The 25715-nt window shown below is 36.7% G+C and carries 22 protein-coding genes and 1 tRNA gene; 11 read left to right on the plus strand and 12 right to left on the minus strand.

All coding sequences use genetic code 11. The annotated features are described in order from the left end of the window. Positions 1-297 precede the first annotated feature (297 nt). From IR022_RS17110 to IR022_RS17125, 4 genes are read left to right on the plus strand one after another with little or no spacing between them, the layout of a single operon-like run. The gene (locus tag IR022_RS17110; RefSeq protein ID WP_194204643.1) at positions 298-984 is read left to right on the plus strand and encodes a hypothetical protein; all 687 of its coding nucleotides are present in this window, start codon (positions 298-300) and stop codon (positions 982-984) included. Positions 985-1013: 29 nt separating this feature from the next. Beyond that, positions 1014-1715, plus strand: a complete 702-nt coding sequence (locus tag IR022_RS17115; RefSeq protein WP_157258335.1) for a hypothetical protein — start codon at positions 1014-1016, stop codon at positions 1713-1715. Further along, the gene (locus tag IR022_RS17120) at positions 1712-2221 is read left to right on the plus strand and encodes a hypothetical protein (RefSeq protein WP_194204644.1); all 510 of its coding nucleotides are present in this window, start codon (positions 1712-1714) and stop codon (positions 2219-2221) included. The genes IR022_RS17115 and IR022_RS17120 overlap by 4 nt, the downstream gene beginning before the upstream one ends. Positions 2222-2237: 16 nt before the next feature. Next, entirely contained in the window at positions 2238-5327 is a 3090-nt protein-coding gene (locus IR022_RS17125) for a hypothetical protein (RefSeq protein ID WP_194204645.1), read from the plus strand. A 327-nt stretch (positions 5328-5654) separates the two neighbouring features. On the opposite strand, the gene IR022_RS17130 is transcribed toward IR022_RS17125, so the two are convergent. The 9 genes from IR022_RS17130 to IR022_RS17170 form a co-directional block, all read right to left on the minus strand. Beyond that, on the minus strand, positions 5655-6686 hold the full coding sequence (locus IR022_RS17130) for an inorganic phosphate transporter (protein ID WP_050711018.1): 1032 nt from the start codon (positions 6684-6686) through the stop codon (positions 5655-5657). Positions 6687-6700: 14 nt separating this feature from the next. Then, on the minus strand, positions 6701-7348 hold the full coding sequence (locus IR022_RS17135) for a DUF47 domain-containing protein (protein ID WP_050711017.1): 648 nt from the start codon (positions 7346-7348) through the stop codon (positions 6701-6703). 140 nt (positions 7349-7488) lie between these two features. After that, complete coding sequence (locus tag IR022_RS17140; RefSeq protein WP_194204646.1) at positions 7489-8718, minus strand: ABC transporter permease; 1230 nt, start codon at positions 8716-8718, stop codon at positions 7489-7491. After that, positions 8715-9074, minus strand: a complete 360-nt coding sequence (rbfA, locus tag IR022_RS17145) for a 30S ribosome-binding factor RbfA (protein ID WP_050711015.1) — start codon at positions 9072-9074, stop codon at positions 8715-8717. The genes IR022_RS17140 and rbfA overlap by 4 nt, the downstream gene beginning before the upstream one ends. A gap of 121 nt (positions 9075-9195) precedes the next feature. Further along, positions 9196-9831: an O-methyltransferase gene (locus tag IR022_RS17150; protein ID WP_194204647.1), complete on the minus strand. Its 636-nt coding sequence runs from the start codon at positions 9829-9831 to the stop codon at positions 9196-9198. A gap of 5 nt (positions 9832-9836) precedes the next feature. Continuing rightward, complete coding sequence (locus IR022_RS17155; protein WP_194204648.1) at positions 9837-10292, minus strand: GNAT family N-acetyltransferase; 456 nt, start codon at positions 10290-10292, stop codon at positions 9837-9839. A 104-nt stretch (positions 10293-10396) separates the two neighbouring features. Continuing rightward, a complete protein-coding gene (gene pyk / locus IR022_RS17160) occupies positions 10397-11860 on the minus strand; it encodes a pyruvate kinase (protein ID WP_050711012.1) in 1464 nt (487 codons plus the stop codon). A gap of 24 nt (positions 11861-11884) precedes the next feature. Further along, entirely contained in the window at positions 11885-12313 is a 429-nt protein-coding gene (aroQ, locus tag IR022_RS17165; RefSeq protein WP_050711011.1) for a type II 3-dehydroquinate dehydratase, read from the minus strand. A gap of 202 nt (positions 12314-12515) precedes the next feature. Beyond that, positions 12516-14414 (minus strand): amidophosphoribosyltransferase, encoded by a 1899-nt coding sequence (locus IR022_RS17170; protein ID WP_194204649.1) that lies wholly within the window; start codon positions 14412-14414, stop codon positions 12516-12518. Positions 14415-14779: 365 nt separating this feature from the next. On the opposite strand from IR022_RS17170, the gene IR022_RS17175 reads away from it, so the two are divergent. The 5 genes from IR022_RS17175 to IR022_RS17195 all read left to right on the plus strand — a co-directional run bounded on the left by IR022_RS17175 (position 14780) and on the right by IR022_RS17195 (position 20629). Continuing rightward, positions 14780-15460, plus strand: coding sequence for an ABC transporter ATP-binding protein (locus tag IR022_RS17175; RefSeq protein WP_050711009.1), 681 nt, complete (start codon positions 14780-14782; stop codon positions 15458-15460). A 3-nt stretch (positions 15461-15463) separates the two neighbouring features. Continuing rightward, a complete protein-coding gene (locus IR022_RS17180; RefSeq protein ID WP_194204650.1) occupies positions 15464-16720 on the plus strand; it encodes an ABC transporter permease in 1257 nt (418 codons plus the stop codon). A 23-nt stretch (positions 16721-16743) separates the two neighbouring features. Continuing rightward, complete coding sequence (locus IR022_RS17185; protein WP_050711007.1) at positions 16744-18000, plus strand: ABC transporter permease; 1257 nt, start codon at positions 16744-16746, stop codon at positions 17998-18000. Positions 18001-18084: 84 nt separating this feature from the next. Beyond that, complete coding sequence (locus tag IR022_RS17190) at positions 18085-19239, plus strand: efflux RND transporter periplasmic adaptor subunit (protein WP_050711006.1); 1155 nt, start codon at positions 18085-18087, stop codon at positions 19237-19239. Between the two features lie 43 nt (positions 19240-19282). Continuing rightward, the gene (locus IR022_RS17195; protein WP_050711005.1) at positions 19283-20629 is read left to right on the plus strand and encodes a TolC family protein; all 1347 of its coding nucleotides are present in this window, start codon (positions 19283-19285) and stop codon (positions 20627-20629) included. 99 nt (positions 20630-20728) lie between these two features. Here the strand turns inward: IR022_RS17195 and IR022_RS17200 are convergent, their stop codons facing one another. After that, positions 20729-22426 carry a tetratricopeptide repeat protein gene (locus IR022_RS17200; RefSeq protein ID WP_194204651.1) on the minus strand — a complete coding sequence of 566 codons (1698 nt, stop codon included), beginning with the start codon at positions 22424-22426 and terminating at the stop codon, positions 20729-20731. Positions 22427-22530: 104 nt separating this feature from the next. On the opposite strand from IR022_RS17200, the gene IR022_RS17205 reads away from it, so the two are divergent. After that, positions 22531-23331, plus strand: coding sequence for a TIGR02757 family protein (locus IR022_RS17205; protein WP_194204652.1), 801 nt, complete (start codon positions 22531-22533; stop codon positions 23329-23331). Positions 23332-23415: 84 nt separating this feature from the next. On the opposite strand, the gene IR022_RS17210 is transcribed toward IR022_RS17205, so the two are convergent. Together IR022_RS17210 and IR022_RS17215 are read right to left on the minus strand one after the other, a co-directional pair. Continuing rightward, positions 23416-24213 carry a glycosyltransferase family 2 protein gene (locus IR022_RS17210; protein ID WP_194204653.1) on the minus strand — a complete coding sequence of 266 codons (798 nt, stop codon included), beginning with the start codon at positions 24211-24213 and terminating at the stop codon, positions 23416-23418. Positions 24214-24284: 71 nt separating this feature from the next. Beyond that, a complete protein-coding gene (locus IR022_RS17215; protein ID WP_194204654.1) occupies positions 24285-25367 on the minus strand; it encodes a mannose-1-phosphate guanylyltransferase in 1083 nt (360 codons plus the stop codon). A 169-nt stretch (positions 25368-25536) separates the two neighbouring features. Between IR022_RS17215 and IR022_RS17220 the strand changes: the two genes are divergently transcribed. After that, positions 25537-25620, plus strand: a tRNA-Leu gene (locus IR022_RS17220). Positions 25621-25715 lie beyond the last annotated feature (95 nt).

The raw sequence follows: 25715 nt of genomic DNA on the forward strand, positions 1-25715 counted from the left end.
ATTAATAAGTCTAAAGACAACAACATAAGTATCTGTAATTGAAAGATTGGGGATGGATTTCAGATAAAGAAACTATGAGGACGAGATTTTTTTTTCGACTTTTTAGTGTGACTCTCTTCTCTAGGCAATAAAAGTATGTCGATGATAAATATATGTAATATAAATGGTTAAAATGAAGCCTGCGGCAATGTCTTGGATGTATTTATATACGTTAAGAAATAAAAGTCCCCAATATTAGGATATAACACTAGCAACAAACCTAGAGAAAAGTTTGTTTAATTATAAATGAAAATTAGGATGAAAGTTAAATTGTTTTTTTCGATTGTACTCTCTCTATTCTCGATGGCGATATACAGCCAAGTAGGGATAGGTAAGACTACTTCATCTGCCACGTTAGATGTAACAGCAATTGCTACCGATGGCTCAACAGTGGAAGGTTTTATCGCACCCCGATTGACAGGGAATCAACTAACAGCCAAAAATGCACAGTATGGGGTAGCTCAAAATGCAACTTTCGTATACGTTACAGAGGTAGCGAGTGCTACTACGGGCAAGACTAAGAATGTGAAAACCATTGGGTATTATTTTTATGATGCTACGGCCGAAAGTGGGGTAGGTTTATGGGTGCCATTTGCTGACCCGAGTAAAGAACAGTTTTACATTCAGACGACTCTTTTACCTACTGATATGTATACATTGCCCGATAATGTGAATTATACAGCCCCGTCAACCAATAGGTTCACTGTTAATTTGTATAATCTTTATAAAGAGCAATTGGGTAGTCCTAAAGCTTCAAGTAATCCCATATCTTCTTTGCGAACAGGAACAGCAGCAAGTGACTACTATTACTTTGTACTCTATTACGACACTACTGTGTATTATTCGGTTTCAGTAAGTGCAGCTGGTATATTGACATACTATCTTCTAACTGGATATACCCCAACGGAAAAAACATTTATGAATATAGTATTCAGAGAAAAATAAAAACAACAACAATAAAAACTCAGCTAACAATGAAAAGGTTAAGACTATATTTATCGCTAATCTCACTTTTTTGTGTGAACAGTTTTATGTTTGCGCAGGTGGGAATAAATACTGATAATCCTGTAGCTACTCTCGATGTGGTAGCAGGAAGCACAGGTGCTACTACTGCCGAAGGATTTATCGCACCCCGATTGACAGGAGACCAGTTGGCGGATAAAAACGCACTATACGTAGCGGCACAAAATGGAGCTATCGTATATGTTACAGATGCGGCTACAGCGCCTGCCGGTAAAACTTTGAATATAACAGCATCCGGGTACTACTATTACGATGCTGCAGCAAATAATGGAGCAGGAGCAAATTCGGGTTTGTGGATTCCTCTTTCGGGAGTTAAAAAACCGCAATTTTATATGCCCTCGGTAGTCCTACCTATTAAAGGCGATGCTTTGCCCAATACTACATACTACACATACTCTAATGGAGTTTTTACAGTTAATCTGTTCAACCTTTATAAAAATCAGTATGGTACTCCAGTGGCTAAGAGTATTTCTTCGGCTGCTTTATCTGTGGCAGCGGCAGCTTCTGCACTCGATTACTTTATTCTTTACTATGATCCCTCAGTATATACTTCTGTCTCTGTATCTACGGCAGGAGTGTTAAGTTATAGCATTGTTGCAGATTATAGTGTATCAGAGAAAACATTTATGAATATAATGTTGAAAGAAAAATGAAAAAACTATTGATATTTATTATAGTTTGTCTAGCAACTTCGGCTGTGTATTCGCAGGATGTTTATAGTTTAGACAAAGTAGTATTGAACATTCGCGATTATGATTCTAAGGCTTTGGTTTTAGAGAAGAGTCTAAATGATTCTGCACAGATTGTTTCTTATGAATGGAATTTTCCTCTAATACCGGTTTTTAAATCAGTGATGTTAGAAGGTGATAGAATTACGTCGGTAGAACTTTTAGATAATGGTAATAGGTATAATCTAGATACTGAATCTAATGTATTGACGCTATCGGAAGCTTTACCCGAAAAGGAGGAAATCGTAGGATTTTTCCTAGACGAAAAGAAGGCTACCGAGACAATCAGTGGATCTCATATTCCGGAATATACCATCCGACAATCGGGTAATCAATTGACAATGACTTTCGACCAGATTATTTACGGCTCTTCTAACTATCCGGGACAAACACTGGTAGGAAAGTGCGAAATGATTTATGTAAAACCTTAAAAGCAGAAAATCAGCAATGAAAAAGTTACTTTATCTATTTTTGAGTTTTACACTCTTCATTCCCAGCATATATGCTCAGGATTGTAACGATGTTACAGCCTCTGCTGTTGTGACTCCTTCTACTTGTCAGAGTAACGGAACTATCACGATTAACTTCGCCGGTGCGTCGGCAGATAAACTGGTAAATAAACAATACTCACTGAGATCAACAACAGGAAGCCTTTCTATAGGACCTGTTAGCACTAATGTATTTACGAACCTGCCTCCGGGAAACTATAATCTCGAAGCTGCAGGTTTCTGTAATAGTATAACCGGCGAAAGCATTGTGCGTACTATTAATAATGTTGTAGTTACAGGTTCTTATCAAGAACCACGGTTGTCGTTTGTTGCTCAAGGTACTAGTGCTAATACAGCATCTGTGATGACTTCACGTAAATCATATATAGGTTGTAGTACCGGACTGATAGTAGTAAATCTTGAAAACGGTAATCAGACTGATATGCCTACTTTTACGATCACATCAGCTCCCACAGGAGTAACAGTACCACAAACAGTAGGTGCTACCAAGGCAACCAGTGGTTCAGCTGCTGCCGGCTGGCGTTACTTACTAGATGGTACCTGGCCTGCCGGTACATATACGGTGGCTGTTAACGATGGTTGTTACACTGCTGCTACATCATTTATAATAGAAGAACTTACGGCTGTTCCTTCCGGATCAAATAGTTCTAATCTCTTTAATGTATATGGAGATGGAACGGACTGCTCAAAAATTTATGCCCAGCCATATTATTATTATACACCTGTGGCTTCTTATCCAGACTGGTATCGGTACATGTATGATGGACTTTTAGAGTACGGGGTAGCACCAGTGGGAGAAATGCCAAAAGAGGAAAATTGGTTTCGAGTAAGATACTTTTCTGGCTCTAGTGCTACATATCGAGATTTAGTTGATCTTAGTCCGAGGAAAGTATCCGACTTTTACACTGCAAATTCTTTAACTGTATATACAAGGATAAAAAGTTGCCCCTCTGCTATAGTATCGTATGTTACAAACAATCAGAATAATACAAGTGTAACTTCGACTACGAATATATGTTCAGGAGTTAGAAACTATTTTTTTAATTATTCGAAAAGTAGCTATCCTTACTACCATGTATGGTGTTATCCATTAACTATTACTATAACTGACAGGGTGACTGGAGATGTAAAATATTCTAATGCTAATTATTTATTTACAGATCCAAATTTCTCATGGGATTGTAACCCAGGAGACGACCAGTACTTGAATATAACCGATGCTTCCGGATATAAAATACAAACTAATTATCCGATGACCGGTGCTACTCCAACGTCTGCGTTGCCAACAATCTCGCTTAATTCTATAGCTACTTGGCCTGAATACAATAGCTGCGACAGTTACAAAAGAGTTTATTCTCTAGGTGGTACTCCATGTGATGGGCAATCGCTCTCACCCCACTATCTGACGGTAACTGATGGCTCTGGAAATGTAATTAAATCGGATACGGTGACAACTGGAACAAGTGGAACAATTGATAATTTCCAGTACGGAGTAACATATACAGTTACTGTTGTTTTCCCTAATTGGGATAATCGTACAGTTTCTACTACTACATTTCAGAATAGAGCAGATGTTCTTCCTATCGCTTTCACAATGACAAAATACGCGACTTCTACATGTTTCGATAATAGAGGGCAATTATCTATCTCTACCGGAGCTCGTGCTAGAAGTTTTAAAGCTGGTACAACAATAACAATTACAGGTCCGGCTGGGTATGCAGGGTATTCTTATACTTATCCATATAATGTTGATGGTGCTTACCACTATACTCCTGAAGCCTATATGCCTGCAGGTGAGTATACTGCTACAATTGTATCTTGTGGTGAAACTTTTACGGTACGAAATAATATTGCAGGAGGGTATACTGGAGATAAACTGACTTATACCACCGTGCGGGATTGTATGGGTATGAATCTCTTTCCTACAGGTGTCATTTCTAATAATGGAAACCCTTTGAGTACCGTTTATTTCCGCATGACTCAGGTGCCGTCCGGAAGTGCAGCCAACACCAAAGTGATATCCAGTGCAAGCAATGACTCTTTCTTGCTTACTACAGCAGGTACCTATATTCTGGGGATGATGACATCAAACAGTATTTCAGGGTGTACCATAAAGTTAGATACTATAGTCTATAATCCAGTGCCGTTGGCTTTAGACAGAGACAGAACAAGTGCATACTCTTGTCCTTCGGGTGATACCGGGTATCTAACCCTAAAGGCTACCAACGGAGTATTACCGTATACTTATACGGTTTATGATGAGACAAATACAATACGACTGACAGAACCTATGACTTCTGACCATGAAATTGATCTCGGTAATTTTGGTATAGCCAACGAGACGTATACAGTGCGTATTTCAGATGGATGTGGAAATGCTTTTAATCAGCAAGTTACACTTGTTTCATTAGACAGAACAGCCTTAGCTTACGGGCAAACTCCGGTATGTTATGGTAGCCCTATTAGTCTCAATGGATTTACAGTTACTAATGCAACATATAAGTGGACAGGTCCGAATGGATTTACCTCAACGGAAAAAAATCCTGTAATACCTAATGCGTCACCCCAAGAAGAGGGATTGTATATAGTAGAAATTACCAGTACAACATGTGGTGTAACAGTTAAAGATACTATCGATATTTCAGTGTATGACCCTGTAAGTGTTGCCGATCTGCATGGAAAAACTCAAGAAGCAACATTCTGTGTCTATCAGGCAATTATGCTAGGAGAGGCTGCTACCGGAGGAAGTGAAAACTTTACATACCAATGGGCATATAATAGTAGTAATTTAGGTACAGGAGTTTGGTACGATATCGCTGGAGAGACAAATCCGATATTTAAATCCACTTCCACAACTTATGTATTTACAAGTACACAAGCGAATCCTTCGCGCAGATATATGCGTCTTACGATAACAGATGCTACTTGTGGTCCTTATGTTTTGTATTATCACACCAATGCCAGAGGATGTATGTTTCTAGCAAATCCAGATCTGAGAAGTCCGGGGACAGAAACAACAGAGAACTAAAAGGTAGATAGTCTAAAAATGGTTAGTGAAATAGCCATAGAACAAAATATAAAACGGTTTCAATTCAATCAATTGAAACCGTTTTTTTTGTGTCTGTATGAATCAAGATCTGTATTTTAATTGGCATAAAGGTATGGAGCGTTGGTTTGATATGACTTTAAAGGCAACCATTTGATGTTATAAGAGAAAGAATCATCAAATAGGATGAAGCATTATCATATCTAAATGAACTGTATCACGCTATTTAAAATTAAAAAGGGAAGATTGTAAAATCTCCCCTTTTCGGTATATCTTTAAGTTTCCTTCTTAGAAATAAGAACTCTAGTATTAGAAGAAAAGAGTCAATATCCAATATACGAATCCAGCCATAAGAGCACTTACCGGAATAGTTATAATCCACGCAACCAATAGATCTTTGGTTACACCCCATCTAACTGCTGATAGTCGCTTAACTGCTCCTACACCCATGATACTACCTGTGATAACGTGAGTAGTACTTACCGGAATGTGTAACATTTCAGAAATGAATAGAGTAATAGAACCTGCAGTTTGTGCACAAAAGCCTTCAACAGGAGTTATCTTAGTGATACGGTTACCCATAGTCTTCATGATTTTCCATCCTCCTGACATAGTACCTACTGCAATAGCAGAGAAACAAACCAACGGAATCCAATCATGCATTTCGTTCATGTCAGACATAGCCATCCAATGAGGAAGTTCAGGTATACCCTGATTGGCAATAAGTGCCGCAGCTATAATACCCATTACTTTTTGAGAATCATTCAGTCCGTGCCCAATACTAAGTAAAGCTGATGATATAAGTTGCAATCCTTTAAACCATCTGTCGGCTTTGCCCGGTTTTACTTTCTTCATTGCATGAAGGGTAATTATTGTAATAATATTACCACCGATCATACCTATTAAAGGAGCAACGACGATGAATAATGCTATTACACCAACTGTATCTAAATGAACAGCTTTAAGTCCACCTCCTGCAATAGCAGCACCCGCAAATCCTCCGATAAGAGTATGCGAAGATGAGGAAGGAATACCAAGCCACCAAGTGATAAGGTTCCATGTAATTGCTGCAACCAATCCTGCTATGATAACATGCGAAGGCGATGCGATATTAGACAAATCTACTGTTTTTGCAACTGTGTTTGCTATACCGAATCCTCCAATAATATGTTTCGCAATAAAATAGGCAACGAAATTAAAGAATGCTGCCCAGATAACAGCTTGAGTAGGGGTAAGGACCTTAGTTGACACTACGGTTGCAATAGAGTTTGCAGCATCGTGAAAACCATTTATGTAATCAAAAATAATAGCAAGAACAATAATAATAATTAATAGCGTCATTGATTTGCTTTATTTTATGAGTATTTGACGATGATAGTCTTTATTATTTTACCAACAGCCTCTTGAGTGTCAGTTGCTTTTTCAAGCTCATGTAGGATATCCTTCAACTTTATTACTTCAATAGCATCTTTTTCATTCTCGAAAAGATCGATGAGGAAATGCTCATACACATCGTCCGCTTTAGATTCTATTTCATGTAATTTATTACAATACTCTCTAACCTTTGTAGGGTTTTTCTTTAAAACATCAAGCTCGTCAATAGCTTTAGTCAAGTATTCAGCCGATTCACGAACCAATAGAGCTAGTAATTTAGCACTCTCGGGCATCACTTTCGGGCTGTACAGCATGATTCTTTTAGCACAACTATTGATGTGATCAATTACGTCATCCAGCCTGCTCGACAGTGTGTTGATATCTTCTCTGTCGAATGGAGTAATAAACGTGTTGTTTAACTCTTCAAAAATCTTCGCTTGGAGTTTATCTCCGCGACGTTCCTGATCTTTTACTTTTTTGTATAACTCAACTGCTTCTTCATGGTTTTTTGCTTGTACACATCCAATGATTAAATCAGAAGCCGTTAGGATAACATCAGCCATTTGACTGAGTAGTGGAAAGAATTTGTTTTCTTTTGGAACAAATCTGTCGAATAAGTTATTCTTCATATGTTTATTTAACCTGTAAGTCTAGATACTCGGTTTGAATATTTTGGTGCAAAGATATAGTAAAAAAATAAAAAGTTAACCTTTTTTTAACATTAAAAAGTGAACAATTTGAACATTGTGATAATCTATTTACTTGTCAGTTAAGAATATGTATTTAATTTCTTCTTCAAAGTGTTTACGGGATATAGAACAATTAAAAATCCTATAAGACTAACTGTGACGAATATAAATAATATATCGGAAGCCAAAACTGAGACGGGGTAGGCATCAACTACAAAGGTGCCAGGAGTTTGTCCTAGTTTAAGTAGACCTAAATGCTCTTGTAAAAGACAAAGTGTAAGCCCTAGGATGAGCCCGATGATAGCCCCTGTCATCGAAATAAGCCATCCTTCTATTAGGAAAATTCGTGAGATCAGTTTGTTATTTGCTCCCATATTTTGTAGTATTTTAATGTCATCGTGCTTGTCTACTATCAGCATAGATAATGATCCCACAACATTAAAGACTGCAATAATGAGGATAAAAGCAAGTATAAGGAATGTTACCCACTTTTCGATATTCACCATTCGGAATGAGTCTGCCTGTTGCTCAAACCTATTTTTTACAATAAAGCTATCACCAAGTATATTTTGAATTTTACTTTGTACGTTATCCACCGAAGCATCATCCTTTAGTTTTAGGTCTAATGATGTAACTTCTTTGTCGTATCTGAAAAGTTGTCGTGCCAGACTAAGTGATACAATCAACATTTGTTCATCGTACTTAGCCTGATTAAGAGAAAAGATTCCCGAAGGGTAAGCATATACTTGTGTGAATGCACTTGAAGGATTAGCTAATTGTATTTTTACATCTCGCTTGGGAGAGTATATCTCTAGTGGGGTGATATTATCTGCTCTTAATCCCAAATTCATAGCCAGTCCAACTCCCGCCACACAATAATCTACATCGCCTTCTTTCAGGGCAAAAACACCATTTATTGTAATTCGGTTTATATCTGCCATTTTTTTGAAGTTGTCCGACACTCCTTTTATTAAAACCGGGTCTTGTCTCTCTCCATACCTCACTAAGGCATGTTCTTCAATAGTCTCGGATATGACTTCTATTTCGGGTAGCTGCTTTATTATTTGAATATTAGGATCGGAGGGGTCAAATACTTTTCCTTTTGCAGGAGAAATTTGCAAAGTAGGATCAATCACACTAAAAGAGTTCGATACGAGTTGAGTAAACCCGTTAAATATAGAAAGAGTACATACCATTGCCAAAGTAGCAATAGCTATTCCGCACACCGAAATCATCGAAATCACATTAATTGCATTATGCGATTTCTTGGAGAATAAATATCGGCGTGCTATGTAAAAAGATAGATTCACTCTTCGGTTTCTTTCTTATCTTCAGGTTTTAATAATCTGTCGATATTCTCCAGATAATCCAATGAATCATCTATGTAAAATACCAGTGAAGGAATAATGCGTAGTTGTTTCCCTAAGCGTTGTCCCAAATCGTAGCGTATTGCTTTCACATTAGTCTTGATGTTTACTAATAATTCGGGTCCTTTCTCAGAAGGGAAAATACTTAAGTAAGCTTTTGCTACACTTAAATCAGAACTAATTCTTACACCACTAACCGATACCAATATTCCGGGCATAGCTTTAGTTTGTAATAAGAAAATTTCACCCAATTCTTTTTGGATCAGTCTGTTTATTTTTTGTTGTCTGGTTGTTTCCATTTTTTTTATGTATATCTTGAATGTTTCCTAGTTCAGTAATACTCAATTCTATTACTACATTTTATAATTATAATTGTGTTTGGCTGTCTTTTTCGCCAAAGTGATAAAAAGGTCTGAGACCTTATTTTTTCCAAATTAGAGTCAGTCCATCCCGAATTGGTAATATAACTTTCTCCACTCTGTTATCTTTTTCAAGCATGTCATTAAATGCTTGTATGCCTATTGTTTGTTTGTCGGTGGGGTGAGGGGTTTCTAAAACTTTCCCATCCCAAAGGGTATTATCGGCTATGATTAAACCTCCCGAACGTACTTTGTCGAATATCAAATCATAATATTCGCAGTAATGCCGCTTGTTGGCATCTATAAATACAAGGTCAAAGATACAATCTATTGTTGGGATTATTTGTATTGCATCGCCAATATGTAAGTGTATCTTGTCTTTGAGTTTCGATTTATGTAGGTGTTTCATGATGAAATCCTCCAATTCATCATTAACTTCTATCGTATGGATTTCTGCATTATCATCAGCTCCCTCTGCCAAACATAGGGTTGCATATGCAGTGTATGTTCCTATTTCCAGAATATATTTAGGTTGTACAATTCTACAAAACATTTTCAAAAGTCTTCCTTGCAGATGTCCCGATATCATACGTGGACGAAGCAAGTTTACATGAGCATCTCGGTTGAGATTTCTCAATAATTCGCCCTCTTCATCTATATGCGATAGGATGTATTGTTCTATATTGTCTTGCTCCATACTTTTTATATGATAATCTTACTGACGGTAAAATTAATCATTTCTACGCCTTTTCGTTCTACAATGTTTTCTCTTTCTAAAGTAAATCCTTTATGTAAGAAAAATGGAAGTGCTACTTTCGAAGCATCTGTTGTCAGTTTTTCTATTTGCAGTTTCATGGCTTCAGCCTCTACTTTTTTATATAATAAAGACGCAACTCCTTTACGTTGATAATCGGGGTGAGTATATAAATAATTGATGTGTCCCTTTGAAAGGATGAAATCTATAAATCCTGCGATTGTATCATCAATAAGGCAGACCCAAGTTTTAGTCAGATTGAGATTCTGCTCAAGAATTGAAATGGGTGCCCATGCATTTTGCTGCTCACTAGTATATATATCGGTGGGGATATTATGTACTGCCAGATATAATATTTTAGTCAAGTAGGAAGAATCTTCCGGAATATATTCTCTTATTTGCATGTGAATGGGATACTAAAAACGAATGAGATAATAGGCGATTGTTATATCGCTATTATCTCATCAGTTGCAGTTATGCTATTTTGTTTCTATACAAAGTTGCAATATTATTCTACTGGAACGTCATATTTGTCACCAGCTTCAAGCACTTTTCCTACGTTGTTGATTTCAAGGAAAGATGTACCTCCACCTTCAGTGAAGCTTCCGCTTAAATATGCAACAGTATCTTCTTTGCTAACAGATTTAGCTTCAGTAAGATTTTTTAATGCTTTCAAGAAATATTGTTTGTGTTTGTTAGTTGTATAACCGGTATCCTCTTGGAAACGAGCATCAACACCATAGCAAACAGAAAGGTAACGAGCTACTTCTTCTTTGTTACAGATTGCGAATACTGGGTTTTTGCTACGGAAAGCAGCTAATGTACGTGCAGTACGTCCAGTTACACTATCAGTAATAATTGCTTTAACACCAAGTTGGTTTACTGATTTAACAGCTTGTTTAGCAAGGAATGAAGTATTATCGTATTCTGAATCTTTGAATGGAACAGGAATAATGTTCTCTTCTAATTTAGAGATTTCAGCAGCACGAGCTACTTGAGCCATTGTGCGAACAGCTTCAACTGGATATTTACCATAAGCAGTCTCACCACTCAACATCACAGCGTCAGTTCCGTAATATACTGCATTTGCAATATCGGCAACTTCAGCACGTGTTGGACGTGGGTTTTCGATCATAGTGTGCAACATTTGAGTCGCAACGATAACCGGTTTTTTATATTCGATTGCTTTACGGATCAACAAACGTTGGATTCCTGGGATGTTTTCTTGAGGAACTTCGATACCTAAGTCTCCACGAGCAACCATTACACCATAAGCATGTTCGTAAATTTCGTCGATGTTATCAACACCTTCTTGATTTTCGATTTTTGCAATGATCTTAATGTCACTGTTGTGAGCATCTAATATTTTTTGAACGTCAAGAACGTCTTCTTTATGTCTTACGAAAGAGTGTGCAATGAAGTCAGCTCCGTATTTGATAGCGATTTCAATACATTTTTTATCTTTCTCAGTGATTGAAGGTAAGTTTACGCTTACACCAGGGATGTTTACGCTTTTACGGCTACCAATTGTTCCGTTATTTTGAACTTCTACAAGAAGATAGTCATTTCCTTTTTCGATTACTTTAAGAGCAGTTTCACCATCGTCGATAAGAAGAAGATTTCCTACAGGAACATCTTTTACGATACTTGGGTATGATACAGCTACTTGTTCTGGAGTAGATTTTACATTGATGTCTCCGATAACTTTCAGTCTATCACCTGTTTTTACAACAATCTTCTCACCAGACTCAGTTGCAGTTGTACGGATCTCAGGACCTTTAGTGTCCATCATAAGACCAATAGTCTTTGATACTGCACGTACGTTGCTGATTACTTGAACGAATCCTTCTTCTGTCATGTGAGCCGAGTTCATTCTAACTACGTTGATCCCTTCGTTGTACAACGACTGGATGAAATCAACATCACAACGCATGTCTGAAATTGTTGCAACAATTTTCGTTTTCTTAAACATAAAAGTAGTTTTTAATTATAATAATTATTTTGTATTTCTAATAATGTATTCAATCGCTAATTTGTAGGATTCGAGTCCCAGTCCGACTACTGCCCCTTTGCAGGCTGGTGCTATCATCGATTTGTGACGAAACTCTTCTCTTGCATGTATGTTAGAGATATGCACCTCTATAACCGGAGTGGTTACCGCTTTTATTGCATCATGCAGTGCTATTGAGGTATGGGTGTATGCTCCCGCATTCATTACAATACCATCATATTCAAATCCGACTTCATGTATTTTATCTATCAGATCGCCTTCGTGATTAGATTGGTAATAGAATAATTTGCAACTATCAGTATATAATGAAACCAATTCGGCAAAATACATGTCAAATGTAGTATTGCCATATATTGAAGGTTCACGTTTTCCTAATAAGTTTAAATTAGGTCCGTTTATTACCAATATCTTCATGTATAATAGTGTTTTAGCTATACAAAGTGATTGCTGAGAAATAATCATACAAAGATAGACAATTTTTTGTGTATTAAATACTAAATAGATGCAGTTTTATGCAAAATTAGAATGTGTTAATACGAAAAAAAGCAACAGTCGTATTCTTGAAGAATAATCTGTCGCTTTTTTTATAGAATTGTACTATCTAAAGTTTACTACATTAGTATGATCTTTTTTCTAAACCTTCAACATAGTTAAGGAAGGCTGTGTTTACCATGCGGTTTCCTCCCGGAGTAGGATAGTTACCCGAGAAGTACCAGTCTCCATTGTTATTTGGACATGCTTTGTGAAGATTATCAATGCTTTGGAATACAATTTCTACTTTTGCTTCTGTACCTTCGGGTGTTAGCATTTCTGCTATTTTTGAAGATATTTCTTCTTCGGTGAAGGGTGCATATATTTCCTTTACATAGTTAACTATTTCTTCTTTCGGCTTATTGCGTTGTGCTGCCGATTTTTGATAAACTTCGTCAATAATGTGTTCTAGATTTCTGTCTTTTAGAAGTTGTATTGTTGCTCTGAAAGCAGCAAATTCGCTCATCCTAGACATGTCTATACCATAACAATCGGGATATCTAATTTGAGGAGATGAAGACAATACTACAATTTTCTTAGGGTGTAGTCTATCTAGCATTTTGATAATACTTTGTTGAAGAGTTGTTCCCCTAACTATACTGTCATCTATAACAACAAGATTGTCTTTGTATGGACGGATCGACTCGTAGGTTACATCGTATACGTGTGCCGCCAGATCGTTACGTCCTTTATCTTCGGAAATAAAAGTTCTTAGTTTGATATCTTTAATCGCCACCTTTTCGGTGCGAACTTTCATTGCTAATATTCGTTTAAGATCGTCATTGGTTGCATGTTCACCTTTTTCTCTGATCTTTTTGAATCTTACTTCCTGCATATATTCTTCCAAGCCTTGGGTCATACCATAAAATGCAACTTCGGCTGTGTTTGGAATAAATGAAAATACAGTATTGCGAAGATCCGAATCAATAGATTTTAGGATACGTGGAAGTAACAGTTTTCCAAGCTCTTTTCTTTCTCTGTAGATATCTGAGTCAGACCCTCTCGAGAAGTAAATACGTTCGAAGGAGCAAGGTGCAAATGATTCTTTCTTTTCTAATATCTGAGGGAACATAACACGACCGTCTTTTTTTACAACGATAGCCTGTCCCGCTTCCAGCTCTTTGATATCAGATACATCTAAATTCATTGTTGTTTGGATAACCGGGCGTTCCGATGCAACAACCACAATCTCATCATCCATATAATAGTATGCTGGACGAATTCCCCATGGATCACGGAATACAAAAGAGTCGCCACAACCTATAAGTCCACCAATAACAAATCCTCCATCCCATTTCTCGCTCGCTGTACGTAGCATAAATGGTATATCTAGATTCTCTTCGATAAGCTTATTAAGATCGGTACCTTTTACAGTTTTGTCTTTACCGTATTTGTCGTATTGAAATTGCACCTCACGATCAAGATGATGACCTAATGATTCTAATAGAACAAAGGTATCAGCATAATCACGCGGATGTTGTCCTTCTTTTACCAAATCGTTGAATAACTCGTCAACATTAGTCATGTTGAAGTTTCCGGCAAGAGCCAGATTGCGTGAAGCCCAATTGTTACGTCTAAGGAAAGGGTGTACATAAGATAATCCAGTTTTTCCCGTAGTGCTATATCTTAGGTGTCCAAGAAATAGTTCTCCGGCAAAAGGGAGGTTCTCCTTTGCATAAAGAGGATCTTCGAGGTTTTCAGAAGAGATTTTGCCAAAGTGGTTGTGTACATTGCCGAATATTTCGGAAATGGCACTCGACCCTGTTGCTCTTTCTCTGAAAATAAATTCAGTACCCGGCTGTGCGTCTAACTTTACAACAGCTAGTCCGGCTCCCTCTTGTCCTCGGTTATGTTGTTTTTCCATAAGCAGGTACAGTTTGTTAAGACCGTGCCTCCATGTACCATACTTTTCCTGATAGTATTCAAGTGGTTTTAAAAGACGGATCATTGCGATCCCGCATTCGTGCTTTAATGCTTCTGTCATTACAGTTTTCTAAGGTGGAAATGTTCTTTTAATACTTTTAAAAAGATACTACAAATATACAGCGAATTTTGGATGAAAAAAAGTAAGAATAATTTTAAATATGATAAAAAAGAGATGTCATGAAAAAAACTAACATTTTTCTGTAACCAATAATAAAATATGGAGTCTTATGTATGTTGAGCAATGTAGTGAGAGGTTAAAAACATCTATTTTGACTATTAAATATAGTTTTTAGAAGCTATTGTAATAAAAAAAATCTTAAAAAGCTTGCTTAATAAAAATAATTTAGAACTTTGTGATATTTCCTTTCGAAATGATACTAATAGAGAAGTGTGGCTTACTAAAAACATATAAACAGACTTAAAGTGATACAAATAAGAAATCTCAATAAAACGTACTATGGAGGCTCACCTTTGCACGTGCTCAAAGGTATAGATATGAGTGTTGATAAAGGCGAGTTTCTATCTATAATGGGAGCCTCAGGATCTGGTAAGTCCACCTTGTTAAATATTCTTGGAATATTGGATACTTATGATACCGGCGACTATTATTTAGACAATGTCCTCATAAAAGACCTTAGTGAGTCGAAGGCTGCAGAACTACGTAATCGTAAGATTGGTTTTATCTTTCAATCCTTTAACTTGATAACATTTAAGAACGCGTTGGAAAACGTAGCTCTTCCGCTATATTATCAAGGGGTGAGCCGCAAAAAGAGAAATATAATGGCAATGGAATATCTCGATAAAATGGGGTTGGCCAGTCATGCTACACATTTACCTAACGAATTGTCGGGAGGACAAAAACAGCGTGTAGCTATAGCTCGTGCTTTGATTGCTCAGCCTCAGATTATTCTGGCGGATGAGCCCACGGGAGCATTAGATAGTAAGACTTCGGAAGATGTGATGCGTTTGCTTCGCGAAATCAATGAGATTGATGGCATGACTATGATTATTGTAACTCACGAGCAGGGTGTGGCTGATGCTACCGATCGTGTGATACATATAAAAGATGGTATAATAGGATCGATCGAGATAAATAAAAAATAATCTATGTTTGATTTTGATTCATTAAGAGAAATTGGTGCCACGATCAATAAGAATAAGCTCCGTACTTTTTTGACGGGATTTTCTATTGCATGGGGTATCTTCATGCTTATTGTTTTGCTTGGAGCAGGCAATGGGTTGAAAAACGGAATAACGGCTAACTTTTCGAGTCGGGCAAAAAATGCAGTAAGTGTTGGAACAGGATATGTTTCGATGCCTTATAAAGGTTTGCCTGTTGATAGACAAGTTAAATTTGATAATAAAGACTACGACTTACTACGAAATAAAATTCCTGAGATAGATTATGTGTCGGCTCAGATCGAACGAAGATCAACTATTTCATTTGAAAAAGAATATGGTTCTTGGGGAATGAATGGTGTATATCCTGATGCTGCTTATATTAGTAATATTGATATGTCTACAGGAACAGGTCGATTTATCAATCAGATAGATATGGATCAGAGACGCAAGGTTATCGTCATTAATACCGAGATGCAGCAAGTTCTTTTTAAAGATGAAGATCCATTGGGCAAGTATGTAACTTCCGATGGAATTGCTTATCAAGTAGTAGGTGTATATAAAGATGAAACGGGACGTACCAATGTTCCCTCTTATGTCCCATTTTCTACAGCTCAAAGTCTTTACGGAAAAGGCTACAATGTAGATAGGCTCGATTTTACAGTAAAAGGGCTTAATACAATGCCCGAGAACGAAGCTTTCATTAAAAGATTAAGAGAAAAATTAGGCGCTCTGCATAATTTCGATCCCGAAGATAAATCTGCCATCTGGATTTGGAATACTGCAGAAGATGCAGTGCAAACCGAGGCTATATTTGGTGGAATAACCATGTTTATTTGGATTGTGGGTATTGCCTCTCTTATTGCAGGTATTGTAGGCGTAGGTAATATTATGCTTATAACAGTAAAGGAGCGTACTCGCGAATTTGGTATTAGAAAAGCAATCGGAGCAAATCCCTATTCTATATTGAAACTCGTATTATTGGAGTCGATAATCATAACCACCTCATTTGGTTATATAGGAATGGTATTTGGTGTCGGACTTACCGAGTTGATTAGTGAGGGAATGGAGATGGCTCCTGCTTCTGGGGATGGAGGACCTAGTATTTTCAAAGATCCTACTGTCGATCTGGGTATTGTTTTAGCAGCAACTGCCGTATTGATTGTCTCTGGAGTATTTGCAGGCTATATTCCTGCTAAAAGGGCTGTTAGTATTAGTCCTATCGAAGCTATGCGTTCCGAATAAAAATAAAAAAGAAATAGTAGACTATGTTCGATTTAGATAAGTGGCAGGAAATATGGAATACCATCACCGCAAACAAAATGCGAAGTGTGATGACCGGCTTTGGAGTTTTTTGGGGGATCTTAATGTTAGTCATTCTTATAGGTGCAGGTAATGCTCTAGAGGGAGGTATGGCGAAAAACGTAAAAGGTTTTGCAACTAACTCGGGCTTCTTTTTTACGAATGTAACAAGCGAGCCTTACAAAGGTTTTCGCAAGGGGCGTTGGTGGAATATGAATAATAGAGATCTCGAAATTATTAAACAAAAGGCTACGGCTCTTGAATATATCTCGCCAATGTTATTTGGCGAAAGCTCTTCGAAGAATGTGGTAATTGGTCGTAAATCAACATCGGCTCAGGTAATGGGCGTTTACCCCGATCAATTCAAAATACAAACTCAGACTATATTGAAAGGGCGATTATTTAATGATTTAGATATTCGTAATGTCAGTAAGGTTGCCTTGATTGGTAAAACAGTTGCTGAAAACTTGTTCGATAGTGGTCAAGATCCTATTGGAGCGTATATTCGGGTGAATGGTATATATTTTCAAGTAGTGGGGGTAATTCGTCCCAACTCGAAGGCTCAGATTGGAGGAGATGCCGAAACTTCGGTTTTTATACCATTCTCTACTATGCAAAAAGCTTTTAACCAAGGGGATGTTATCCACTTTCTAGGGGCTACGGCTAAACCCGGAATGGCAGTTTCGGTTTTGGAAGATCAAATTAAAACAATTTTGAAAACGAATCATAATATTGCTCCTAATGATGAGAAAGCTGTGCGAAGCTTTAATATAGAAAAGGAGTTTAAAACTTTTGCCAACTTATTTCTGGGCATAAGATCCCTTATCTGGATTGTCGGGTTAGGGTCTTTACTTTCGGGTATTATTGGTGTAAGTAATATTATGCTGGTTACTGTACGTGAGCGAACCCGAGAGATTGGGGTGCGTCGTGCATTGGGAGCAAAACCTGTTGCAATTGTATCTCAAATTGTAAGTGAGAGTTTTGTTCTCACTTTCATTGCGGGATTTGGAGGCTTGTTTTGGGGCGTGGTTATCTTGGAAATGATAAGTACAGCAATGAGGGGAGGAGCTAGTGACGATATGTTCTTTATACCTCCGTTTATATCCTTCGGAACAGCTATCATTTCGATGACAATACTTATTGTTTCGGGTTTGTTTGCCGGATTGATACCTGCTTTACGAGCTCTGAATATTAAGGCAATCGATGCAATTCGAGAAGAATAGATAAGTACAATATAATACGGATATATAAAATAAAAAGAAGCAGGTTTACAACCTTAAAAGCAAAAAAATAAACATCAAATAAATATGGAAAGTAGCGCAAAAAAGAAAAGTCCTGTGAAGAAAATCTTCAGTATACTTGGAGTAGTTCTTATCGCAGTTGTAGTTGTTGGCATCTTTGTTTTCCTTTGGCAAAAGAGCCAACCGAAGGAGGTTATTTATGAAATAGTAGAGGTTGTAGAAGGGGATATTGAGAATGCTACTGTTGCTACAGGAAAAGTCTCTCCTCGTGACGAAGTTCTTATTAAGCCGCAAATTGCAGGTATTATAGAAACGGTTCTTAAAGAAGCTGGTGACTATGTGAAAGCGGGAGAAGTAATTGCTACCATACAAGTTGTTCCCGAATCTGCATCGTTGAGTGCTGCCGAATCTCAATTGAATATTGCTAAAATTAATCAGAATTTATCTAATGCTGATTATAACCGTCAAAAGCAATTATTTGAAAAGGGTGTAATAGCTAAAGAGGAAATGGACAAAGCCGAAGCTGATTATAGAAAGGCACAAGAAGATGCTGAAAATGCAAAAGATAATCTGGATATTATACGGACAGGGGTCTCTAAGAAAACCGCTAAATACAGTAATACTCAGATCCGTTCTACTATAGATGGTATGATCTTAGATATACCTGTAAAAGTGGGTAACTCGGTAATTCAATCTAATAACTTCAACGAGGGAACTACTATTGCTACTGTTGCAAACATGAACGATATGATCTTCATCGGTAAAGTAGATGAAACAGAAGTAGGACGTATCCATACCGGAATGCCTATTAAATTGTCGATCGGAGCTATTGATAATAAGAAATTTGACGCATCACTTGAGTATGTTGCTCCTAAAGGTGTTGAAGAGAATGGAGCAATCCTTTTCGAGATAAAAGCTGCTGCTCAGATTACTGATACTATAAATATACGTGCAGGATATAGTGCCAATGCTCAAATTATTGTAGCAAATGCAAAAGGTGTATTAACAATACCAGAGAGTACAGTATCTTTCAGTAACGATTCTGCATTTGTGTATATACTTAAACAAGAAACACCCAAACAGGTATTTGATAAACAATTTATAAAAGTTGGACTATCAAATGGTATCAATATCGAAGTTAAATCAGGTTTAACCAAAGGTCAGAAAGTAAGAGGTAACGAAAGAGATGAGAAGGCAGATATGCCACAACAACCTAAATGATAAATAGGTCTGAGACTTTACTTATAAAATACGATATAACTCTATGAAAAAATATATTATAGCTGTAGGTTGTTTATTATTGAGCTTTAGTATGCAAAGCCAATCGGCTTGGGATTTGAGGCAATGTATTGATTATGCAATAAAAAACAATATAGAAATAAAACAGCAAGACTTGAAGGTAAAAGGTGCTGAGGTAGACGTAAATACAAGCAAGAATCAACGTCTCCCTGATTTAACGGGAGGGGCGGGTCAAAGCTTTAACTTCGGGCGCTCACCTAATGCATCTACTGGTGTTTTTGAAGCAAAAACGGCTTCACTTACAAGCTTTTCAGTTGCTACTAACGTTCCGATTTTTACCGGATTTCAGATACAAAATCAGATAAAAGCGGATGAGTTGAGTTTGCTTGCTGCTATGGCAGGATTGAATAAGGCTAAAGAAAATATGGAGTTACAAGTCACCTCCTATTTTCTAGAGGTTCTATTTAAAAAAGAAATACTGAGAGTGTATAAAGAGCAGGTATCTTTAACTCAAAAGCAAGTTGATAGGACTTCTATTCTTGTAGAGACAGGTAAGGTTGCCGAATCTCAATTGTATGATATAAAAGCACAACTTGCTAAAGACGAGCTGAATGTAACTACATCAGAAAATGAACTTCAACTTAGTTTGTTGGATTTATCTCAAGCACTTAATCTACCCACTTTTGATGGGTTTGATATTGAAGCTCCTAAATTGACCGAAACTTTGATGGTGGAGGATGTACTTGCAGGTTTGGTAAAGCCTGATGTTGTATATGATCAAGCAGTACAAACGAGACCTCATGTAAAAGAGGCTGAATTTAATGTGGAAAGCACAAAGAAAGCACTCAAAGTTGCTCAAGCAGGTTATTGGCCAACGCTTAGCTTTGGAGCTTCGTATGATAATAGTTTTAGTCATGTTTACGGAGCAGATGAGGCATTTCCTAATGCAGGAATAGCTCATCAGTTGAGAGATAACTATCGTATAGCAATGGGCTTAAACTTAAGTATTCCTATTTTTGATAGATTTCAAACTCGCAATAAGGTACGTCAGGCTCGTTTAAGTATCGAAAATCAAGAGTTGATACTGGAGAATGTGAAATTGGCACTCTTTAAGGAAATACAACAAGCCTATCAGAATGCTACGGCATCGCAAGCTAAGTTTATATCTACAGAGAAAGCGTATGAGGCAGCCGCAGAGTCATTCAAATATGCCGAAGAACGTTATCAGATAGGTAAAACAAGTGTGTTTGAATATAATGAGGCTCAAACCAGATTGATAAGCAGTAAATCGGAACAGATACAAGCTAAATACGATTTTGTATTCAGAAGTAAGATATTAGACTTCTATCAAGGAAGAGAAATCACGATGTGATATGCTAATAATGATTGCAAAAATAAATAAGGCTACCCTTGGGTAGCCTTATTTATTTTATAGTCTTACTTAATAATAGTATAGAATGGTTGTTCTATATTATTTAAAAAGGAAAGATACAGTTGTATTGTTTGCAAACTTAGCAAACTCTAAATCATATATCGCATTTTGTTTCAAATTAGGATCAGCTTCAAAAGCCGCTCCAAGATGGTGAGCAACACCCGTTGCATCGTTTGTACGTGCAGCTACTATTGCTTCAAGATAATGAGTCATACCATCTTTGTTGCTGATGCTATTTAAAGTTTGTTCTGCCTGATTATAGTTTTTAGTCAATATTTGAGCTAAAGCAGCATTGTTCGATTTTGTATCACCAAAAGCTTGAATGGCTTTGTTGTAATCACCTTTTTTTAGGTACAACAAGCCTAGAGCTTCGTTAGAAGTGTTTGCTTGCGATCCATTAGCAATTAGTTGCTCAGCTTTAGCAATATCTCCGTCTGCCATAGCTAATAAACCTAGATTCATGTTTGGCTCAGGAGCTTTGTTATTTATTTGTTGAGCTTTCAAGAATGCTTTTTGAGCAGCATCTATTTGACCGTTTGCAAAATAGAAAGCTCCTAAATTATTCCATCCTCTATAATCAGCAGGGAATCTTTGAGTAACCACAGTATATATTCTTTCTTGAGGTGTACCTTGTAATGTTGCAGTATATAGCAATTCGTTTGCAGTAAGAGAAGATGGATTTGTGTTGAATGCTTGTATCAACTCATTGTCAGTTCTTCCTACTGTTTCAACATTAGCAACTAAACGTGAACGTCTCAATTGAGGCAAGATAGTTTCTGCAAGATCTTTGTAGATTACAGATATATTTTTAATCTCACGCTCTCTGTCCGCAGGGTCAGTATACATAGAAAGTACACGCAATACTAAGTCTTTGTCTTGTAAGCTTGAAGCCTCTACCAGTTTCTTGAAACCTTCCCAGTCCTGAGCTGTATAATTAGCATATACATTTGTGTTTACGTTGTCTTTTTTGAATTCTTTATTCAAATAACCAGTCGTGTTTTTTTCACGTTGTGCTGCTAATTTTGAGTTTAACTCATAACCACCGTCAGGAGATGCATAAGCAAGAACCTCTACATTTACATTTTGTCTTGGGTTGTTATCTGCACTTTTTACTAAGCTCTTCCAAGCTGCAAGATTATTAGAGTTCAATTCGCTTGATCTAAGTTCTGCTTGTTGAATAAGGAAAAGAATATTCGCATCATAAGCGTCTTTTATCAATTTTTGGAAATCATCAGGAGCATCTGCTGGAGTGTTTGTTAAAGCATTTGCTAATGCAGCCGTAGTAATAAGTCCCTCTGAAATTTTTACATCAGGAAGAGTTACAGGTTTGTTTTTTACAAGAGTTGTAAATCGTAGATAGAGTGCAGGATTAGCCATCTCTGGGTCATAGTCGAACTCAGATTTGATTGTGAAAGGCGCACCTTGTTTTTGAAGGACAACAATACCATTTCCCGCTATATTTTCGCCTTGATAAGTAACGGCTGTTCCTAACTGTTCCGAAATACCCCATTTCAATACAGGTGTAATAGTTATTTCTGCATTTTTATTGAACCATTTTTCAGGGAATTTGCCATTAACTGTTGCAGGGATTTTAGAGCCTTGAACTTCTAATGGGCTAGGTGTTACACTGAAAAGTGAAGGAGAGAGGGGTGTTAATTTGCTACTACACGACACTAATATGACAGCAAATAATGCAATCATAGTAGACCGAAAGAGAATTTCAACCTTGTTTTTCATGTCTTTTGTTTTTTTATAATTAATTTTAGTTCATATTTATTAATAACGTATCATATACATTACTTGTTTACTAAAGATACGAAGAAATATATTAATCTATAATAATGGCTGTAATTAATTTCGAATACCTAAAAGATTTTTTAGATCAGAAGGTCTTACTATATAATCGTCCACAATTCATAGAAAATGATCCTATTTGTATTCCGCATGCTTATTGTAAATGCGAAGATATAGAAATTATGGGATTTTTTGCTGCTATTTTTGCGTGGGGACAACGTCCAACTATCATAAAAAAATGTAAAGAATTATCTCAACGAATGGATAATGCTCCTTATGAGTTTATAACACAACATAAGGACAACGATTTAAAGCAATTACTCGGCTTTAAGCATCGCACGTTTAATGATACAGACCTATTGTATTGTATCGATTTTTTCAAGAGACATTATTCTAAATATGCTACTTTGGAAAGTGCATTCTTTCCGAATGAGGGTATGACTGTAGAACAGGGTTTGAATCATTTTCAAGAGTATTTTTTTAATGCACCGGATGCACCTTCCCGTACTCGTAAACATATTCCTAATCCTACCCGAAAATCGGCATGTAAACGATTAAATATGTATTTGCGTTGGATGGTGAGGAACGATGAGCAAGGTGTTGATTTTGGTTTGTGGAAAACAATTCAACCAAAAGATTTGATATGCCCTTTAGATTTACATGTGGAGCGTACTGCTAAAAAAATAGGGATATTGTCTCGTGATAAGCCCGATTGGGCTGCTGCAATAGAGTTGACTGATAATCTAAGATTGTTTGATGCTAATGATCCTGTGAAGTATGATTTTGCTTTGTTTGGTATCTCTATCGAAGAAAAGTGTATTATAGATAGTACTCAGTTAAAATCTTAAGGGTAGAGAGTGTAAGTATTATATTGTGTCGTTGCTTAGATATCTAAAGCAGATACTTTGATACTTATAGCTTTAGTTGTTTTTTTATTTGAATACTTTCACTAGCCCTTTTACAAGGAATCTAAATATGCGGCTTTTTTTCATCACTCTAACGATGTATTGATAATCGCTCATTTCGTGAAAGTGTTCATAATCACTCTGTATTGATGTTGGAATACATTCGTTGAGAACATGTGTTCTTTCTTCTGCATGCGCTGCAGTTAATTGAGGATTGGTGCTTAGACCATTCCATTCGAAAAGAACAATATCTACATCTATAAATAGAGGCTGCTCATTATGTAATCCGATTGTTTGAAGGAAAAACTTCCAGTCAGAAGTTATTTTTAAGCTTTCGTCATAAAGACCATAGGTTACGAATAAGTCTCTGCGGATGAAAGTTGCTTGATGCTTTATAGTTCCCCAATAGAAATCAAATAAAGTTAGTTTTCTGTTTAGGCAGGGAACCTTTTGTGTATAGCTTCCAAAGTCATTAATTTGGTGACCATTAATAAACGGAGCTTTATATCTTTGGTTATTGAAAATCTTAGTTAAAACATTCTTAGACGCAAATCTGTCAGCCGAATTAAGAAAATAGCAATAGTCTCCCGTGGCGCGTGCGATTCCTTTATTCATTGCATTAAAGATGCCGGTATCTTTTTCGCTAACCCAAAAAGATACCTTGGAAGAATAACGCTTAATAACTTCTATACTATTGTCTGTTGAATCTCCATCAATAATAATAAACTCATAGTTGCTATAAGTTTGTTCGATAACGCTTTTGATCGTGTTTTCTAGACCCTCAGCATTATTCCTGTTTACTGTTATGATGGATATCTTATTCATTGTCGACAAAATTAAAGAAAAAAAGTGACAGATAATGCCACTTTTTATATATCGATAAGTCTTTTAATATATTAAATATAACTATCACCATATTTTAACTTGGTGTCGGCTACAAATTGTTTGATACGTTGCTCTTCTTCTTTCTGACAAATTAAAAGAATATCGTCTACCTCAGCCACAATATAATTGTTTAGTCCTTGAATTACAGCTAATTTTCCATCAGGTAAAGCAACTATGTTTTCTGAACTGTCATAAAATAGAGTTTCGCATTTAAGTGACACATTTGCATCTTTGTCTTTGTCAGAGATGTCGTGTAGTGAACCCCATGTTCCAAGATCTGACCATCCAAAATCTGCCATTATCACACATACATTATTGGCTTTTTCCATAACTCCATAATCAATAGAGATACTAGGACAATAAGAGTACTGTTCTTTTATAAAAGCATGTTCTTTATCGGTTCTGTATATTTCTTTTCCTTGGTTGAAAATAGTAGCTACTTCAGGTAGATTATCATTGAAGGCTTTTATTATTGTTTTTACATTCCATATAAATAGTCCCGAATTCCAAAGAAACTCCCCACTTTCGTAGAAAATTTTAGCTAAATCAAGATTTGGCTTTTCTGTAAAAACTTTTACTTTGTTGATATCTCCAACAGTTGCTTCGTCAATTTGGATGTATCCATATCCTGTCTCTGGTCTATTGGGTTTAATACCCAAAGTCAAAAGAATTTCATGGTTATCTACAAAACTCAGTGCTTTGTTTATTACAGCAGCAAACTCATCCTCTTTAAGTATAAGGTGATCAGAAGGTGCTACTACTATATTGGCATTAGGGTTTATCGAATTTATGTGATAACTAGCATAAGCAACACAAGGGGCAGTGTTTCTTCTCAGAGGCTCTAAAAGTATTTGGCTGGGAGATAATTCAGGAACTTCTTGCATTGTAAGTTCTGCATAACTCTCATTAGTCACAATAAATATATTTTCAAGAGGCAGAATCTTTTTGAATCGATCTACTGTCATCTGTAAGAGAGAACGACCTGTACCGAAGAAATCAAGAAATTGTTTAGGACGAGCTTCTCGGCTGAAAGGCCAAAAACGGCTGCCAATTCCGCCACTCATAATTACACAATAACTGTTTTTATTGTCCATGGTTTAAAATATGGTATGAATTTATATTTATATGTTCGTCTAACATTATTAAGACGTAAACAAATGTAATATATTTTATGCATAGAAAAAAAAATACTTCTTTTTTCAAAAAAAAGAGCAGATGTATGGTAATCTCGAAAATATATCTATCTTTGCACTCACAAAAAATGCCCAGATGGCGGAATTGGTAGACGCGCTGGTCTCAAACACCAGTGGATTCACTTCCATCCCGGTTCGATCCCGGGTCTGGGTACAGATTGTTTTTAGAACCCTTTGATTATCACTAGATTTTCAAAGGGTTTTTTCTTTTGCGGAACAAATTGCGGAACGTTTGGCAGGTACTTCTAT

The organism is Dysgonomonas sp. GY617, from assembly GCF_015233815.1.
In the GTDB taxonomy this organism is placed as follows: domain Bacteria; phylum Bacteroidota; class Bacteroidia; order Bacteroidales; family Dysgonomonadaceae; genus Dysgonomonas_A.

What these genes read in the sequence shown, in the direction of transcription:
- IR022_RS17170 (WP_194204649.1), bottom strand. Translation starts at nt 14,414, where the DNA reads ATGACAGAAGCATTAAAGCACGAATGCGGGATCGCAATGATCCGTCTT.
- IR022_RS17180 (WP_194204650.1), top strand. Translation starts at nt 15,464, where the DNA reads ATGTTTGATTTTGATTCATTAAGAGAAATTGGTGCCACGATCAATAAG.
- aroQ (WP_050711011.1), bottom strand. Translation starts at nt 12,313, where the DNA reads ATGAAGATATTGGTAATAAACGGACCTAATTTAAACTTATTAGGAAAA.
- IR022_RS17125 (WP_194204645.1), top strand. Translation starts at nt 2,238, where the DNA reads ATGAAAAAGTTACTTTATCTATTTTTGAGTTTTACACTCTTCATTCCC.
- IR022_RS17120 (WP_194204644.1), top strand. Translation starts at nt 1,712, where the DNA reads ATGAAAAAACTATTGATATTTATTATAGTTTGTCTAGCAACTTCGGCT.
- IR022_RS17200 (WP_194204651.1), bottom strand. Translation starts at nt 22,426, where the DNA reads ATGAAAAACAAGGTTGAAATTCTCTTTCGGTCTACTATGATTGCATTA.
- IR022_RS17150 (WP_194204647.1), bottom strand. Translation starts at nt 9,831, where the DNA reads ATGGAGCAAGACAATATAGAACAATACATCCTATCGCATATAGATGAA.
- pyk (WP_050711012.1), bottom strand. Translation starts at nt 11,860, where the DNA reads ATGTTTAAGAAAACGAAAATTGTTGCAACAATTTCAGACATGCGTTGT.
- IR022_RS17155 (WP_194204648.1), bottom strand. Translation starts at nt 10,292, where the DNA reads ATGCAAATAAGAGAATATATTCCGGAAGATTCTTCCTACTTGACTAAA.
- IR022_RS17135 (WP_050711017.1), bottom strand. Translation starts at nt 7,348, where the DNA reads ATGAAGAATAACTTATTCGACAGATTTGTTCCAAAAGAAAACAAATTC.
- rbfA (WP_050711015.1), bottom strand. Translation starts at nt 9,074, where the DNA reads ATGGAAACAACCAGACAACAAAAAATAAACAGACTGATCCAAAAAGAA.
- IR022_RS17210 (WP_194204653.1), bottom strand. Translation starts at nt 24,213, where the DNA reads ATGAATAAGATATCCATCATAACAGTAAACAGGAATAATGCTGAGGGT.
- IR022_RS17185 (WP_050711007.1), top strand. Translation starts at nt 16,744, where the DNA reads ATGTTCGATTTAGATAAGTGGCAGGAAATATGGAATACCATCACCGCA.
- IR022_RS17115 (WP_157258335.1), top strand. Translation starts at nt 1,014, where the DNA reads ATGAAAAGGTTAAGACTATATTTATCGCTAATCTCACTTTTTTGTGTG.
- IR022_RS17195 (WP_050711005.1), top strand. Translation starts at nt 19,283, where the DNA reads ATGAAAAAATATATTATAGCTGTAGGTTGTTTATTATTGAGCTTTAGT.
- IR022_RS17215 (WP_194204654.1), bottom strand. Translation starts at nt 25,367, where the DNA reads ATGGACAATAAAAACAGTTATTGTGTAATTATGAGTGGCGGAATTGGC.
- IR022_RS17110 (WP_194204643.1), top strand. Translation starts at nt 298, where the DNA reads ATGAAAGTTAAATTGTTTTTTTCGATTGTACTCTCTCTATTCTCGATG.
- IR022_RS17130 (WP_050711018.1), bottom strand. Translation starts at nt 6,686, where the DNA reads ATGACGCTATTAATTATTATTATTGTTCTTGCTATTATTTTTGATTAC.
- IR022_RS17190 (WP_050711006.1), top strand. Translation starts at nt 18,085, where the DNA reads ATGGAAAGTAGCGCAAAAAAGAAAAGTCCTGTGAAGAAAATCTTCAGT.
- IR022_RS17205 (WP_194204652.1), top strand. Translation starts at nt 22,531, where the DNA reads ATGGCTGTAATTAATTTCGAATACCTAAAAGATTTTTTAGATCAGAAG.